General features: G+C 64.4%; 12 protein-coding genes. 7 read left to right on the forward strand and 5 right to left on the reverse strand.

Going from position 1 to position 14,442, the window contains the following annotated elements; translation table 11 throughout:
• The first annotated feature begins 112 nt into the window (after positions 1 to 112).
• Entirely contained in the window at positions 113 to 994 is an 882-nt protein-coding gene (locus tag IRI77_RS20550; protein WP_228486231.1) for a LysR family transcriptional regulator, read from the forward strand.
• A 76-nt stretch (positions 995 to 1,070) separates the two neighbouring features.
• Positions 1,071 to 1,964 carry a VOC family protein gene (locus IRI77_RS20555; protein ID WP_194446899.1) on the forward strand — a complete coding sequence of 298 codons (894 nt, stop codon included), beginning with the start codon at positions 1,071 to 1,073 and terminating at the stop codon, positions 1,962 to 1,964.
• Here IRI77_RS20555 and IRI77_RS20560 read toward each other — a convergent pair.
• Both IRI77_RS20560 and IRI77_RS20565 read right to left on the reverse strand, forming a co-directional pair.
• On the reverse strand, positions 1,949 to 2,530 hold the full coding sequence (locus IRI77_RS20560; RefSeq protein WP_194446900.1) for a hypothetical protein: 582 nt from the start codon (positions 2,528 to 2,530) through the stop codon (positions 1,949 to 1,951). The genes IRI77_RS20555 and IRI77_RS20560 overlap by 16 nt on opposite strands.
• Positions 2,531 to 2,537: 7 nt before the next feature.
• Positions 2,538 to 2,699: a hypothetical protein gene (locus IRI77_RS20565; protein ID WP_194446901.1), complete on the reverse strand. Its 162-nt coding sequence runs from the start codon at positions 2,697 to 2,699 to the stop codon at positions 2,538 to 2,540.
• A 176-nt stretch (positions 2,700 to 2,875) separates the two neighbouring features.
• Between IRI77_RS20565 and IRI77_RS20570 the strand changes: the two genes are divergently transcribed.
• Positions 2,876 to 4,732 (forward strand): sulfatase family protein, encoded by a 1,857-nt coding sequence (locus IRI77_RS20570; RefSeq protein ID WP_194446902.1) that lies wholly within the window; start codon positions 2,876 to 2,878, stop codon positions 4,730 to 4,732.
• Positions 4,733 to 4,832: 100 nt separating this feature from the next.
• Here IRI77_RS20570 and IRI77_RS20575 read toward each other — a convergent pair whose 3' ends face one another.
• The 3 genes from IRI77_RS20575 to IRI77_RS20585 form a co-directional block, all read right to left on the reverse strand.
• Complete coding sequence (locus IRI77_RS20575) at positions 4,833 to 7,091, reverse strand: beta-galactosidase (protein WP_194446903.1); 2,259 nt, start codon at positions 7,089 to 7,091, stop codon at positions 4,833 to 4,835.
• Positions 7,092 to 7,159: 68 nt separating this feature from the next.
• Positions 7,160 to 7,999, reverse strand: a complete 840-nt coding sequence (locus tag IRI77_RS20580) for a tetratricopeptide repeat protein (RefSeq protein WP_194446904.1) — start codon at positions 7,997 to 7,999, stop codon at positions 7,160 to 7,162.
• Between the two features lie 2 nt (positions 8,000 to 8,001).
• On the reverse strand, positions 8,002 to 8,406 hold the full coding sequence (locus IRI77_RS20585; protein WP_194446905.1) for a globin family protein: 405 nt from the start codon (positions 8,404 to 8,406) through the stop codon (positions 8,002 to 8,004).
• A gap of 219 nt (positions 8,407 to 8,625) precedes the next feature.
• Between IRI77_RS20585 and IRI77_RS20590 the strand changes: the two genes are divergently transcribed.
• The 4 genes from IRI77_RS20590 to IRI77_RS20605 all read left to right on the forward strand — a co-directional run bounded on the left by IRI77_RS20590 (position 8,626) and on the right by IRI77_RS20605 (position 14,364).
• A complete protein-coding gene (locus IRI77_RS20590; protein WP_194446906.1) occupies positions 8,626 to 9,213 on the forward strand; it encodes a sigma-70 family RNA polymerase sigma factor in 588 nt (195 codons plus the stop codon).
• A gap of 14 nt (positions 9,214 to 9,227) precedes the next feature.
• Positions 9,228 to 11,951 (forward strand): serine/threonine-protein kinase, encoded by a 2,724-nt coding sequence (locus IRI77_RS20595; RefSeq protein ID WP_194446907.1) that lies wholly within the window; start codon positions 9,228 to 9,230, stop codon positions 11,949 to 11,951.
• A complete protein-coding gene (locus tag IRI77_RS20600) occupies positions 11,951 to 12,358 on the forward strand; it encodes a globin domain-containing protein (protein ID WP_194446908.1) in 408 nt (135 codons plus the stop codon). The genes IRI77_RS20595 and IRI77_RS20600 overlap by 1 nt, the downstream gene beginning before the upstream one ends.
• Before the next feature lie 80 nt (positions 12,359 to 12,438).
• Positions 12,439 to 14,364 carry a DUF2961 domain-containing protein gene (locus IRI77_RS20605; RefSeq protein ID WP_194446909.1) on the forward strand — a complete coding sequence of 642 codons (1,926 nt, stop codon included), beginning with the start codon at positions 12,439 to 12,441 and terminating at the stop codon, positions 14,362 to 14,364.
• Positions 14,365 to 14,442 lie beyond the last annotated feature (78 nt).

Here is a 14,442-nt window from a genome sequence, read left to right on the forward strand (position 1 = left end):
GTGATCCTGCTTCTTCGGGGAAGTTTTCTCAGTATAAGCCTTACCGCTGTATCAGTCAAAATTAAAATATGACTATTGCGTTATCAGGACTACTTATGGTAGGATGACGCGAGTGGATCTGACGCAACTCCAACTTTTCAAAGACATAGTGCAGACGCGGAGCATCAGCCGCGGAGCGCTGCAGAATGGCGTGACGCAGTCGGCTGCGAGCCAAACGGTGCAGGAATTGGAGCGGTGTCTGGGCACGATGCTGCTGGACCGGTCGAGGCGTCCTCTAGAGGTTTTGCCGCCGGGCCGATTGCTGTACGACTTCGCGAGGGACGTATTGCGGCGCAACCAGGACTTCCTGGTGACACTGGAAGAGTTGAAGGGCGGAGCAGGCGGCACGGTGCGGGTGGCGGCGATCTACTCGGTGGGGATCAGCGACATGTCGCGGCTGGAAGAGGAGTTCTACCGGCGTCTGCCGGCGGCGCAGCTGGAGGTCAGCTACCTGCGGCCGGAGAAGGTGTATCAAGCCGTGCTGGACGAGCGGGTGGACCTGGGGCTGTTGAGTTACCCCGAGGCGACGCGCGACGTGATTGCGCTGCCGTGGCGGGAAGAGCCGATGGTGGTGACGTGCGCTCCGGATCATCCGCTGGCGCAGGCGAGCAAAGTCCATCCGAGCGACCTGGAGAACACCGAGTTCATTGGCTTCGACGAGGACCTGCCGATCAGCAAGGACATTGACCGGTTCCTGCGGGAGCGCGGGGTGCGAGTGCATGTGGTCATGCGGTTCGACAACATCCAGAGCATGAAAGAAGCGTTGCGCCTGGGCCATGCGGTGTCGATCCTGCCGTCGCCGATGTTGCGGGAAGAAGTGGCGGAGGGGCGGCTGAGCACGGTGCCGCTGGACTGTACGCTGAACCGGCCGTTGGGGATCATTCACCGGCGGCGGAAGACGTTTCCGCGGGCGGCGCAGGTGTTTCTGGATTTGCTGCGGGACCCGGCGGCCTGACCCCACTCTAAGTTCAATCCCAAAGCCCGCTGCCCGGACTGTCGCCGCGCCAACTGGCGGATCGTAGAATTTGAGAGTGCGCAAGCTCGCCCTCTCCCTGCTGATTGTGTGGTTGGCGACCCCAGGAATGCCGGGCCTGCCGCAGCCAGCCGACGGCGAGCCGTCCAAGCCCCTGATCACCGGGCTCGATCACATCCCTTTGGCGGTCCAGGACCTCGCCAGGGCTGCCGAGCGGTTCCGTTCGCTGGGCTTCGTGTGGAAAGAGGGGCGAGCCCATTCCAACGGGATCCTGAACCAACACGCGAAATTCCCGGATGGAACGGAGATCGAGCTGATCACGGCGCCGGATGCTCGCGACGCGCTGACGTCGGAATACCGGGCATTTCTCGCGCATGGGGATGGGCCGGCCTACATTGGATTTTTCGCGACTGACCAGGACCAGGTTGTGGCGGCTCTCGAGAAGGGGAAGAGGAGCTTCGAACGGGATGGCGGGCTGCTCGGGTTCCCGGTTGGCGACGGGCTGCACCATGTGTTCTTTGCGCGCCGCAACGCCTCTCCGACGGACCGCCCCGAGCATTTCCTGCACCCGAACACGGCGGAATCGTTGATTGGGGTGTGGTTGGCCGCGGACGATCTTTCGCCGGAACGCGGGCTGCTCCGCAGGCTTGGGATCCCCATCGAGAAGCGAGTGGCTTGTACTCCGGAGTGCGCGATGGCGGAGGTGGCGCGACTGGGGGAGGGGGAAGTCGTGCTGCTGCCGGGGAAGCGGCAAGTGGTGCCGGGCCGGCGGATTGCCGGGGCCACGGTGCGGGTGCGGAGCCTGGCGGCGGCGCAGGCTGTGCTGGAACGCGGCGGATGGAAGACACGAGTGCTGCGTTGGGAGAAAGGCCAGAGCGTCTTTCTCGGACCTGAGGTGGGTTGCGGACTTTGGCTGGAATTACGGCAAGACGGCGATCAGCGACGGAATTGATCGTCTGGCACCCGGAAGACGCCCTTGATGCAGTCAGGATTGCAGACAGCGATCTGGATGTGGGTCTTCTCCAGGAAACCGGCGCCGGGGTAGGCTGGGGCTCCCTCGGTGAAGACGCCTTTGATCGTGTCCGGTGCCGAGAGTCGGCGGTCTGCAAGAATCGAGTGCAGCATTCTGACGACAGCGCAGTCGAGGTTGCGGCGCAGTTGGTCGGAACTGTTTGTGGACAGCGGCACTCCAGCGGCCAAGCTAACCTCCGCGAGACTTTCGTATGCGATGCGCATCCAACCCACCCCACTCGAGGTGGTGAGGTCCAGACATAGGCCTAACTCGATAACGGCACCCACCACGAAAGGCTCCCTTATGGAAGATGGCGTTCGCTTCGAGGCTTCTCGAGCAAACTCAAGACCGCGCCGTGGGTTGGCCTCCCAGAAATAGACGCCGGGGCCGAGCCAGTCGTACTCGTTGTTGCTTGGCTTGAACGGAGCACCCTTCAGGAGACGCTCTCCAACCTGGCGGTCACAGCCGTGGTAACCCAGGACGAAAGAGGAGGCGAGGCGGTGCACTCGAGGACTACCGGTAGCGCTTGGTCAGTTTCCCCGACTTGGTGGCGATGCCTTCCTTGACGAGAACCGCAAGAGCAGCCTCCCGGGAGACAGTGGCTGATTGTGTGAAGGCTCGTGCCGCTTTGCGGAAGTGCTCGACGGCCTCCGGCGTGTTCAGATCCGCCGGCATTCCGTTCTTTGCAGCGCGTGATGTTGCACTGATCGTCTTCACCCTTTGAATATAGCACCGGGCACTCAGAGGGCCTGCAAAAGGCGCAGCGCCGAACTGGACCTGAGGCCCCGCGCGCGTTGTTTCCGCCTCGTCGAAGCGATAGGTTTGTAGGCATCGCCATGACGCATATGCCTTTGACTCGACGCGCTTTCGCTGCTACGGCCGGCTCTTTGCTGACTGGCCGGGCCGCGGATACGCCCCGGCCTAACATCCTTTGGGTGACCTGCGAAGACATGGGTCCGCACCTGCATGCGTGCGGGGACTCATATTCGGTCACGCCGAATCTCGACAAGCTGGCGGCTCGCGGATCGATTTACATGAATGCGTGGTCGAATGCTCCGGTGTGCGCTCCGGCGCGGACGACCATTATTTCGGGTGTGTATCCGCCGTCGACGGGGTCGGAGCATATGCGGTCGATGACGAAGATGCCCGCGGGCTGGAAGATGCTTCCGGGGTATCTGCGGGACGCAGGTTACTACTGTTCGAACAATGTGAAGGAAGACTACAACCTCGAGAAGCCTCCGGGCACGTGGGACGATTCGAGCAAGCAGGGCCACTGGCGGAACCGGGCTTCGGGGCAGCCGTTCTTTTCGGTCTTCAATCTCGAGATTACGCACGAGAGCCAGATCCGGAAACGGCCGCATACGCTGGTACACGATCCGGCGAAGGCGAGGGTTCCGGCGTATCATCCCGACACGCCGGAGGTGCGGCACGATTGGGCGCAGTATTACGACAACATCACGACGATGGATGGGCAGGCGGGCCAGATCCTGGCGGATCTGCAGAGCGACGGGCTGGCCGATGACACGATCGTGTTCTTCTTCGGGGATCACGGTTCGGGCATGCCGCGCAGCAAGCGGTGGCCCTACAACTCGGGGCTGAACGTATCGATTGTGGCTGCGATTCCGGAGAAGTGGAGGGCCCTGGCTCCGAAGGATTACGTGGCCGGCGGCAAGAACAGCAGGCTGGTGAGCTTTGTGGACCTGGCTCCAACGATGCTGAGCCTGGCGGGCCTGCCGGCGCAGCCGTTCCACCAGGGGCAGGCGTTCCTGGGACGGCATGAGAAGGCTCCGCGGGCGTATAGCTTCGGGTTTCGGGGCCGGATGGACGAGCGGTATGACTGCGTGCGGTCGGTGCGGAACGACCGGTATGTGTATGTGCGGAACTACATGCCGCACAAAATCTACGGGCAACACCTGGCTTACATGTGGGAGACGCCGACGACTCCGGTGTGGGCGCGGTTGTACCAGGAAGGGCGGCTGAACGCGGCGCAGAAGAAGTTCTGGGAGAGGAAGCCGGCTGAGGAGTTGTTCGATCTGAAGTCGGATCCGGATGAGGTGAAGAATCTGGCGGACTCGGCAGAGCACAGGCCCGTGCTGGAGAAGTTGCGGGCGGAGCATCTGGCGCACGAGCGATCGCTGCGGGATGTTGGGTTGCTGCCGGAGGACGAGATTCACGGGCGGGCTCGGGGCGGGGCTCCGTTTGAGATGGGGCATGACGAGAAGCGGTATCCGGCGGAGAAGGTGCTGGCGGCGGCTCAACTGGCTTCGTCGCTGAAGACGGGGGTGACGGGGCAGTTGCTCGCCTTGATGAAAGATGGGGATTCGGCGGTGCGGTACTGGGGGGCCTTGGGCGTGCTGATGCGCGGGGCGGCGGAGGTGAAGGCGGCTCGGGCTGAATTGCTGGAGTTGCGGGCTGGGGCGGCTCCGGCGGCTGCGATTGTGGCGGCAGAGGCGCTGGGCGAGTACGGGACGGATGAAGATTTGAAGGCTTCGCTGGCGCTGTTGATCCTGTTGTCGGATTACGAGAAGAAAGGGGTCTATGTGGCCATGCAGGCTTTGAATGCCATCACGGCCCTGGGGCGGAAGGCGAGTCCGTTGAAGGAGCAGATTCGCGCGCTGCCGGCGGCGGCTGTGAATCCGGCGGATCGCGGGCGGGCGGATAACTTCCAGAAGTTGAAGGGGTATTTGCTGGAGGAAGTGCTGGGGTAGACGGGGGGGACGGGGTTGTGGGTTGATTGCGGATTGACGGTGGCTCCTCCGCTCCCTCACGGTCGCGGCTCAATTTGGCGGCGGTCGTTACGGATTCGGGTTAGGGCCGGGGCGAGAGCTTGAGGACTCGGACGGCGTTGGGGTCGAGGCGGACCGGGAATTCGACCGACTGCTCGGCGGATTGCAGGGCCACCGGGGTTGAGTTCAGCAGGTCCACGGCTTGGAAAGATCCTGACGGCATGGTTAGGCGGACTGTCGACTCCACGGGCTTGGCGTTGTGGTTGAAGACGAAGACAAGACGGTCCATGCCGGATTCGAGAGTGTGGGCTTCCAGGTTGGGCGCCTGGATGGGACGGGCGACTCCACTCCAGGTGAGCAGGCTTTCGAAGAAGCTCGCAGCGGCGGCCGTTGGGGTGCCCTGGTAGGCCGCGCTGAGGTAAGTGCCAAGCATCAGCGTCTTGCCACGGCCGAAGGTGGAGGCGATGGCGGCGGGGTCGCCGTTGGGGAAGCGGGCCACGATGCGGGCGGACGGGTTCAGCGGCTCCAAGGACTCTTCATACCAGGTACCGGGGAGTTCGTCTCCGGGCTTGAGTCCGGGGAAGGTGGTGTCGGCCCAACGGATTGTGGTGCGGCCTTTGGCTCCGGTTTGAACGGCCACTTCGCGGCAGCCCATCAGCTCCCAGAGCCCCATGCCGGGAATGCGATCGGAGGCTTTGCCCGATTCGCTCATCCAACCCAGGCGGGCTTCGGCGACCAGGGTCCCTCCGGCGGAGACGTAGTCGCGGAGGAGTTTCGCGGGCGCCTCGGGCATCATGAGCGGATAAGGGAAGAAGACCAGCTTGTACTGGCGGAGCTTTTCGGGCGTCAGGTGGGCAATGTGGATGTAGTCGATGGGGACGTTGGTGGGGAACAGGGCGCGGTGGATGCCGAGGAGGGAGTCGCGCTCGATGCCGGCGACTTCGCCCTGGGGTCCGCCATAGACGGCGGCGCGCTGGCGGCCTCCGACGAAGTGCGAAAGCGGGTTGTAGATGATGGCCACCTGGGACTGGGGCGGACGGGCGTCGAGGAAGAGCTTCTGGTTGCGGTCGATCACTCGGGCGATGGCCCCGGCTTCGCGGGTTCGATCGGTAATGGTGCCGTCGAGTTGATTCAGGCCGAAGCCGCCGGACTCATAACCGGAGCTCATGGGATACCAGGCGTAGTAGTTGATGGCTTTGGCTCCGCGGGCGAGAGCGGACCAGGTCCAGATGCGGAGGTCGGCGGGAGTGACGGTGGAGCTGACGTTGAGGGCGATGGTGCCGAAGCCGCCCTGGAGTTCGCCGATCCAGAAGCCTTTGCGGCCGGCGTCGAAACCGAAGGAGCGGGTGAAGTCGAGGAGGGCGGCGCGCCAGGGGACGTCGCGGTCGATGAAGGCGGAGTGTTTGGGGTAGAAGGACGTGCCGTAGTAGTCGACCTGGGACGCCATGGTCCAGTCATCGGATTGGCCTTCCCAATGGTGGGGCGAGGCGAAGAGGCCGACGCCGGCGGCGTGGCTGGTGGCGAGGCGATCGGGGGCGGCCTGTTTCACGGCATCGGCGCGGTCGTGGAGATCCTCGCCGAGTTTGTCGACGATGAAGGCCTTCCAGTCGATGTAGTCGGTGAACGAGAGGATGGTGCTCATGCGGCCGGGTTCGACCTGGTCCCAGGAGCGATAGCCGCGATACCAGGCGGCATTGAGAGCGTCGAGCGAGCCGTACTTGTGCTGGAGCCAGGCGCGGAAGCGGGCGAGGGTATTGGGGCAGTAGCAGAACTCGGGTTTGTCGATGAAGACGGGGGTGGCCCAATTGATGACGTGGGGCTCGCTCCAGAGATCGAACCCAAGGAAGGCGGGGCTGCGTTTGAGGTGGTTGGCGAGGGCGGAGTAGAAGGCGCGGTCGGCTGCGCGGACGCCGGCGTGGTCGCGGCAGTAGCCGGGGGCGGTTTCGGGCTGAATGACCTGGCCGCCGGCGGAGACGAAACGGGATCCGGGATACTTGTCGCCGAGCCACTGCGGGGCGGAGTCCATATAGACCTGGACGAGCAGGTGGAGGCCTTCCTCCTGGGCGAGTTCGACGAGGACGTCGAGGGTCTCGAAGTTATATTGTTTTTCCTGGGGCTCGCCGGTGGCCCAATCGATCCAGGCGCGGAGGGTGTTGAAGCCCTGGGCCCTGATCTGGCGGACGTCCTGGCGCCAGAGCTCCTTTTTGGCTCGGGCTCCCGATTCGAGCATGGGTGCGCGCGCTTTGCCGCCGCCGTACCAGACGGAGACCGGGAAGACGGGCTGGGCGTGGGCGGCCAGCGTGGCGAGAAGAAAGGCGAGCGTTGGGATGATCCGGCTCATGGGGACCTCTGGGCGCCACGGAGGGCGAGGCGGCCCAGATCCAAGTTAGCGTGAGCCGGCGGCGGTTGTCAGATGGCGGCGCCGCAGAAGCCGGCCAGGGTGATGGTGCTGGGCAGGGTGGCGGATCCCGACTTGGCGGTTGGCGTCTTGAGCTGAACGGAGATAGCAGCGGCCCGCAGGACAGTGCGCAGGGGCCGGGCCTTGGCTTCGGACTCGATGGCGGACTGGAGCTGAAGCAGGACGGCCTCGGCCGCAGCGGTGTCGGGGTGGACGTCGCCAAGGAGCGTATGGCGCATCTCCCAGGACTGGCGGGCGGGCGTGAGTCCTTCCTGAAAATGGCCGCGCGACCATTGCAGGGCGGCGAGGTGGTAGCACATGGTGGCCGTCAGGGCGTTGACTTCGCCGAAGGCGCGGGAGGCAAAGAGGATGGCGAGGCTGTAGAAGCAGGCGGCCTGTTCGAGGTTGGCGGCGAGCTTGTAGTTCAGGGCCAGGTTGTTACAGGCGGTGACGAGCTGGTCAGGGACGTCGCGGTTGGCTTCGGCGAGGGTAAAGGCACGCCGAAAGAAGGTCTCCGCCTGACGGTAACGGCCGAGTTGGCGGAGGGCCACGCCGAGCAGGGTAAGGACTTCGAACAGCAGGCTGTCGCGCTCGGGGCGCGGGACGGAATCACCGAGCTCGTCCAGGATTTCTTCCGCGCGTTCGGCGCATTGCAGGGCCTCGGCCCACTCCTGACGGCGGTCGAGGATCCAGCCCAGACGGCAGAGGGCGGTGACGACGTCGGTGTGGATGGGGCAGAGTTCTTCGAGGATGAGGAGCGATTCGCGGCAGAGCTCCTCGGCCTCCTCCAACTGGCCTTCGATCAGGTGTTCGCGAACGGACCGGCGGACGGCGTTGTGAATGCCGGACATACTCAGCACCTTCCGGCGACCAGGGACGCCATGGCACCGCGCTGCAGGGTGGACGAAACGAGGCCGCACAATGAGAGCCAGGCTTCGCGAACTTCGGAGGTGAACTTCTCGCCAAGAGCTTGCTGCAAGGTCCACAAAAGACAGGCGCCGACAGCATCGGGGATCTGCTCGCCGGCGCCTGGGGTGGAGGTGTTCGCCGAGTTGTCCATGAAGTCGAGGCTGCGAACAGCGACGGCAATCACACGCATCAGCTTCTGCGCCTGCTCCTCCACAGGAGCGCAGAAGACGTAGCGGAGGGACGGCTCCACGGCGAACAACCGGTGGAAAAAGATGACCCCGGCTTCGATTGAGATCGGCTTCAGGGCCGCGTAACTTGCCTGCACCAGAGATTTCTGACGAGACGTCATGGTCATAGCTCCGAGTAGTCTAGGTCCCGGCGGAATGGGTGCCAGCCGAATCCTGCGTTAGCTGCCTCCGTGCGCCGAGTGGTACGAATCCCACCGATGGAGAGCAATGGACGCAACTTCAAGTCCGGGGCAGCATATTTTCGCTCTCATATTGATCTGCGCAAACGAGCGGCGAAACGTACCAATGGATGAAAATATTTTTCACGTTTAGAATGGGCTATGGTCAATTTGCCCGGTGGATCGGCCCGGGAACAGGTGACGAAGCTTCTTGTGGACTGGGGCCAAGGGAACAAGGAAGCGCTGGACCTGCTTACCCCCATTGTTTATAGGGAATTACATAATCTGGCGGAGCGGTATCTGCGCCTGGAGCGGAATGCGGCTACGCTGCAGCCGACGGCGCTGGTGCATGAGGCGTACCTGAAACTGGTGGCGCAGGATGCGCCGGACTGGCAGAGCCGGTCGCATTTCTTCGGCGTGGCGGCCCATCTGATGCGGCAAATCCTGGTGGACAACGCCCGGAAGCACAGGAGCGAGAAGCGTGGCGGCGGAATGGCCAATGTTCCGCTGGATGAGGCGTTGTCGATGTCACCGGAGCGTAGCGCCGGGGTGATTGCGCTGGATGACGCGTTGAATCAGCTGGCCATTGTGGACGAGCGCAAGGCCAAGGTGATTGAGCTCCGGTTCTTCGGCGGTATGACAGTGGACGAGACCGCGAACGCGCTGGGGATTTCGGTGGCGACGGTGGGCCGGGAGCAAAGGCTGGCCGAGGCGTGGCTGCATCGCGAAATGAGCCGGACGACCGCGTAGGTCACAGCTGAATAATGTCACCGGAGAACTGGAAACGAGTCGAGGAACTGTTCAACGAAGCCGTCGAGCTGCCGAAGGCGGAGCGCGGGCAGTGGCTGGACGCGCAGTGTGCGGGTGACGCGGAGCTGCGTCTGGAAGTGCTGGCTCTGCTGGCCAGCGACGAATCGGGCCGGGGCTTTGTGGAGCAGGAAGTAGCGGGGGCAGTCCTGGAACTGCACTCGCGCCAGACGGCGTCGGAACCGCGGCGGATTGGGCCCTATCGGCTGGTGCGGGAACTGGGCCGGGGCGGGATGGGCACGGTCTACCTGGCGGAGCGCGCGGACGACCAGTATCAGGGCGAGGTAGCGATCAAGCTGGTGCGGCAGGGGATGGACACGGAGTTCTTCCTGGCGCGATTCCGGCGCGAACGGCAGACTCTGGCGCGGCTCCAACATCCCAATATTGCGCGGCTGCTGGACAGCGGCACGACGGACGAGGGGCTGCCGTTCATCGTGATGGAGCGGGTGGACGGGGTCCCGATCAACACCTACTGCGAGGAACACAAGCTGGGCGTGGATCCGCTGCTGCGGCTGTTCCTGCAGGTGTGCGCCGCGGTGGCGCATGCGCACCAGAACCTGGTGGTGCACCGGGACCTGAAGCCGGGCAACATCCTGGTGGACTCGACAGGCACGCCCAAGCTGCTGGATTTCGGGATCTGCAAGCTGCTGTTGCACGAGCCGGCGGAAGGGGAGACAGTGACGGGCGCGGCGATGATGACGCCGGATTATGCGAGTCCGGAGCAGGTGCGCGGCGAACCGATCACGGTGGCCAGCGACATCTACTCGCTGGGCGCGGTGCTGTTTGAGCTACTGACCGGAGCACGTCCGCACCTGATCGAAAAGTACTCGCCCCAGATGCTGGAGCGAGCGATCTGCGAGCAGGAGATCCGGCGGCCGAGTACGCTGGTCAGCGACCGGACACGGGCGCGGCAACTGGCCGGAGACCTGGACACGATTATCGGCCAGGCGATGCAGAAGGAGCCGGCCCGGCGCTACCAGTCGGTGGAGCAGTTCGCGAACGACATCCGGCGCCACCTGGACAACCGGCCGATCACGGCGCGGCCCGATACGATGACCTACCGAGCCCGAAAGTTCGTGTTGCGGAATCGGGGCATGCTGGCGGCGGGACTGGCGGTAGCGGCGGCCCTGACGGTGGGGATCGTGGTCTCGGCGCACGAGGCGAGGGTGGCGCAGCAGAGGTTCGGGCAGACGCGGAAGCTGGCCAATGCGCTGATTTTCGACGTGTACGACCGGGTAAAGCCGCTGCCTGGTTCCCTGCCCGCCCGCGAAGCCATTATCCGCACCGGCCTGGAGTATCTGGACAACCTGTCGGCGTCGGCGCGCGGGGATGGCGATCTGCGGGTGGAACTGGCGGGCGCGTATGAGCGCATGGGCGAGGTGCAGGGCAACATCCTGGGTTCGCACAAAGGGGACACGGCCGGCGCGCAGACGAGCTTCAAGAAGGCGCTGGCGACGCTGGAGGGACTGCCGAACAGCGGCCAGGCGGGTCAGGCACGGCTGCGGATCTACCAGAGACTGGGCAATCTGGAAAGCTATACGGGGCACAAGGCCGAGGCACTGCGGGTCTACCAGGAGGCAGTAAAGATCGGCGATGAACTGGCGAAGACCGGACTAAACAACGAGGCGCGGCGGAGCCTGGCGGGCGTTCACGACTCGATCAGCCGGGTGTATCGCGAAAACGGCAGGTCGCAGGAATCCCTCGAAAGTGAGAAGCAGGCACTGGGCTTACTGGAGGATGCGCTGAAGGCGAATCCGGAGGACCGGGCGCTGCAGGCCTCTGTGGCGGCCTCGAATGCCGGCTATGGCATGGCGTTGGCGGGGGTGAACCAGTTGGAGGCGGCGCTGAAGAAGTTCCAGGTGTCGGCGGACGCGTGGGAGAAGATCTGCCAGGCGGAGCCAACCAATATCGACTTCCAGCGGCAGCGCATGCTGGCGTACAGCCACTTGGGGGATGTGAAGGGCAATCCAAACTACCCGAACCTGGGCGACAAGGCGGGCGCCCTGGCGGCTTTCCGCAAGATGATGGAGATCGCCGGAAGCCTGCACGACGGCAATCCTTCGGACCAGGGCAGTTTGTTCGATTACGGGATGGCGACGATGCGGACGGCGGCGCTGCCGGCGCAGAGCGCGGAGGAGCAGGTCGTGTTGTTCCGGCAGGCTTCGGAACTGCTGGAGCAGGCGTCGAAGAACAGTCCGGCCAACATCAACATCGTGGTGAATATGGCAGCCCTCCACGAGCAACTGGGCGATGTGTTGTTGGGTGCGGGCCGGGCACGAGAAGCCGACCACGAATTTCTGGTGAGCCACCAACTGGCGGGCAAGCACCTGGCGGAGATGCTGCCGTTTTACCGGATTTACATCACGACGGGCCGGAAACTGGCGGAGTCCGCGGCGGGACGCGGTGAGAGCGAAACGGCACTGCAGTACGCCAACCAGGCGGTGGCCATGGCGGAAAAGCTGAGCACGGCCAAGGGGGCCGGCGTGCCACAACGGGCGCTGGCGCCGCGGGCATACTCGGGGTTGGCTTCGACATACGAACGGCTGCACCGCGCGGCGGATGCGCGGCGCTGGCGGGAGAAGGCGCTGGCATTGTTTCAAGAGTTGCAGGACAAGCCCGGATTCACCCGCTACCACAAGGAAGAGATGCAGAGGGTGGAGAAAGCGTTGAAAGGGAAGTGATGCGGCAGGACGCACAACTGGTCCGCGATAGCTTTGAGGCGATCCGGGAGATGTCGACCCCGACAGCGATGCTGTTTTATGGGCGTCTCTTCGACCTGGATCCGTCGCTGCGCGGATTATTCCACGTCGATTTCAAGGTGCAATCCGGCAAGCTGATGGACACCCTGTCACTGGTTGTCGAGAGCGCCGAGCGGTTGGAGAAACTACGGCCCACGCTGAGGGAGCTGGGACGGAGACACGTCGACTATGGCGTGCGGCCGGAGCACTACCAGACGGTGAGTACCGCCCTGATCTGGGCGCTGGCCCAGGCGATGCAGCCCGACTTTCACGATGACGTGCGGGCGGCCTGGACACGAATCCTGGACGAGGTCTGCCAGGAGATGATGAGGGGCGCGGAGCAGGGCTGAGACCGCGCCGGCGGAGCGTGATAGCATTCTCGGTCAGCGAAGGCCGGGTGCGGCCTGACTTGTAGGCGGCAGGAGGCTCCATGCGAGTGCTGGCGGTGTTGTGTGCCTGGGGCGCGGTCTTATGCGCGCAGGACTCCCTGGATCTGGCCCGGATCCACGATGGGCGGGCGCTGCGGTCTTCCAGCAACAATACAGACCTCACGAGCAACGACGACAGCAAGCGGCCGATCCCCGGTGAGACTGTGGTGCTGGCGGACCTGGAAGGTCCGGGAGTAGTGCAGCATATCTGGCTGACCATCGCGGCGAACGAGTACGCCTGGCCGAGGCTGTTGCGGCTGCGGGTCTACTACGACCACAGCCCAACCCCGAGCGTGGATGTGCCGGTGGGCGACTTCTTTGGAGTCGGGCTGGGGCACGAGCGGCAACTGCGATCGCTGATGGTGGTGAACGGGTCAGAGGGCCGGTCGCGCAACTCCTACTGGGCCATGCCCTTCCGCAAGGCCTGCAGAATCACGATCACGAATGAGGGGCGGCGGCGGGTTTCCAACCTCTACTACCACGTGGATTGGGAGAAGCGGACGCTGCCCGCGGATATCGGCTATTTCCACGCCTGGTACCGGCAGGAGCTGCCGGCGAAGGCCGGGCAACCGTACGAGGTGTTGTCCGTGACGGGGCGTGGGCAGTATGTAGGGACGCTGTTGAATGTCATCCAGGTGGCACCCGGGTGGTTCGGCGAGGGCGACGAACACCTGTTTATCGACGGCGAGAAGACCGCCTCGATTCAGGGCACCGGCACGGAAGATTACTTCAATGATGCGTGGAGCCTGCGGGTGGGCGATAGCCCGTATTGGGGTGTGACTACGGCCGAGGGGACGGGCCGCGGGTCGCGCATGTCGGCGTACCGGTGGCACGTGCGGGATCCGATTCCGTTCCAGAAGAGCCTGCGGTTTGTGTTCGAGCATGGCGGCTGGACGTATAACGAGAACGGCACCGTGCGGTCGGCGTTTGAAGAGCGGGCGGATCTGTTCTCCTCCGTAGCTTTCTGGTATCAGCAGGGCGTGGCACAGGGGCTGCCCGAGCCGCCGTATGGTTCGGCGCGCCTGCCGCACGGGAATGCAAAGCAGATTGAGGCGGAATCGCTGGCCTCAGAGGTGCGGGCGGAGAAGGGCCGGACGGAGGTCCAGAAGGAGGTCTTCTGGTCGCGGGATTTGTTGTACTTCCAGGCGGAGGGGCCGGGCTCGCGCATGGAGATCCCCCTGGATGTCGCCGAGGACGGCTATTACGAGATTGTGGCGCAGGTGGCGCACGCGCCGGACTACGGCGACTACAGCACGCTGCTGGATGGGAAGCCTGTCATGGACGAGGGCGACCTGGAGCACGAGCCTGGGGCGAACATGGGCTCCCGGGTGGCCTTCAGCGGGTGGGGGCCAGAGTTGTACGTAGCGGAGGACCGGATGCTGGGTTGGCGCAAGCTCACGAAGGGGCGGCACTGGCTGGCGTTTGTCTGCGCAGGCAAGGACATGCGAGCGACGGGGTACCATCTGGGGCTGGATGGCCTGATTCTGGCGAAGGTGGGCCAGGTGCAGACGGTGCAGGCTCCGGTTGCGCCACGGGGTGTCCGGAACCTGATCAGCGCATTGAAGGACCCGGATGCGGTCCAGCGAGGGGTCGCGGCGCTGGCGTTGCGCGACTTGGGGGCCGGCGCGAAAGAGGCGCTGCCGGCGCTGGCCGAGGCTTTGAAAGACCGGGATACGGGGGTCCGGATGACTGCCGCCGACGCGATTGCGAGGCAAGGACATGGTGCTATCGCGGTGATGGACGCGTTGATTGCAGCGGGTGAAGTAAAAGGCGAAGACGCGCACGTACAGCGCAGTGTGGCGATTGCGCTGGGCGGGATTGGGGCGGATGCGGCGAGGGCTTTGCCTGTGCTGGCGGAGTTGGAGAAGATCCCGCGTGTGCAAGCCACGGCGGCGACGGCGAGGCGGCAGATTCAAGGAAGACGTTGAACGGCGGGCCGCGCTATCAAAAGCACGGCTCCGTCGTCCAAAGAGGTGTGAGACCGGAGCGGACACGCCGGGTTCGTT

The organism is Paludibaculum fermentans (genome assembly GCF_015277775.1).
Classification (GTDB): domain Bacteria; phylum Acidobacteriota; class Terriglobia; order Bryobacterales; family Bryobacteraceae; genus Paludibaculum; species Paludibaculum fermentans.

Coding starts and splice junctions, on each gene's coding strand:
- IRI77_RS20605 (WP_194446909.1), top strand. CDS start 12,439: ATGCGAGTGCTGGCGGTGTTGTGTGCCTGGGGCGCGGTCTTATGCGCG.
- IRI77_RS20565 (WP_194446901.1), bottom strand. CDS start 2,699: ATGCCGGCGGATCTGAACACGCCGGAGGCCGTCGAGCACTTCCGCAAA.
- IRI77_RS20590 (WP_194446906.1), top strand. CDS start 8,626: ATGGTCAATTTGCCCGGTGGATCGGCCCGGGAACAGGTGACGAAGCTT.
- IRI77_RS20580 (WP_194446904.1), bottom strand. CDS start 7,999: ATGTCCGGCATTCACAACGCCGTCCGCCGGTCCGTTCGCGAACACCTG.
- IRI77_RS20595 (WP_194446907.1), top strand. CDS start 9,228: ATGTCACCGGAGAACTGGAAACGAGTCGAGGAACTGTTCAACGAAGCC.
- IRI77_RS20600 (WP_194446908.1), top strand. CDS start 11,951: ATGCGGCAGGACGCACAACTGGTCCGCGATAGCTTTGAGGCGATCCGG.
- IRI77_RS20575 (WP_194446903.1), bottom strand. CDS start 7,091: ATGAGCCGGATCATCCCAACGCTCGCCTTTCTTCTCGCCACGCTGGCC.
- IRI77_RS20585 (WP_194446905.1), bottom strand. CDS start 8,406: ATGACGTCTCGTCAGAAATCTCTGGTGCAGGCAAGTTACGCGGCCCTG.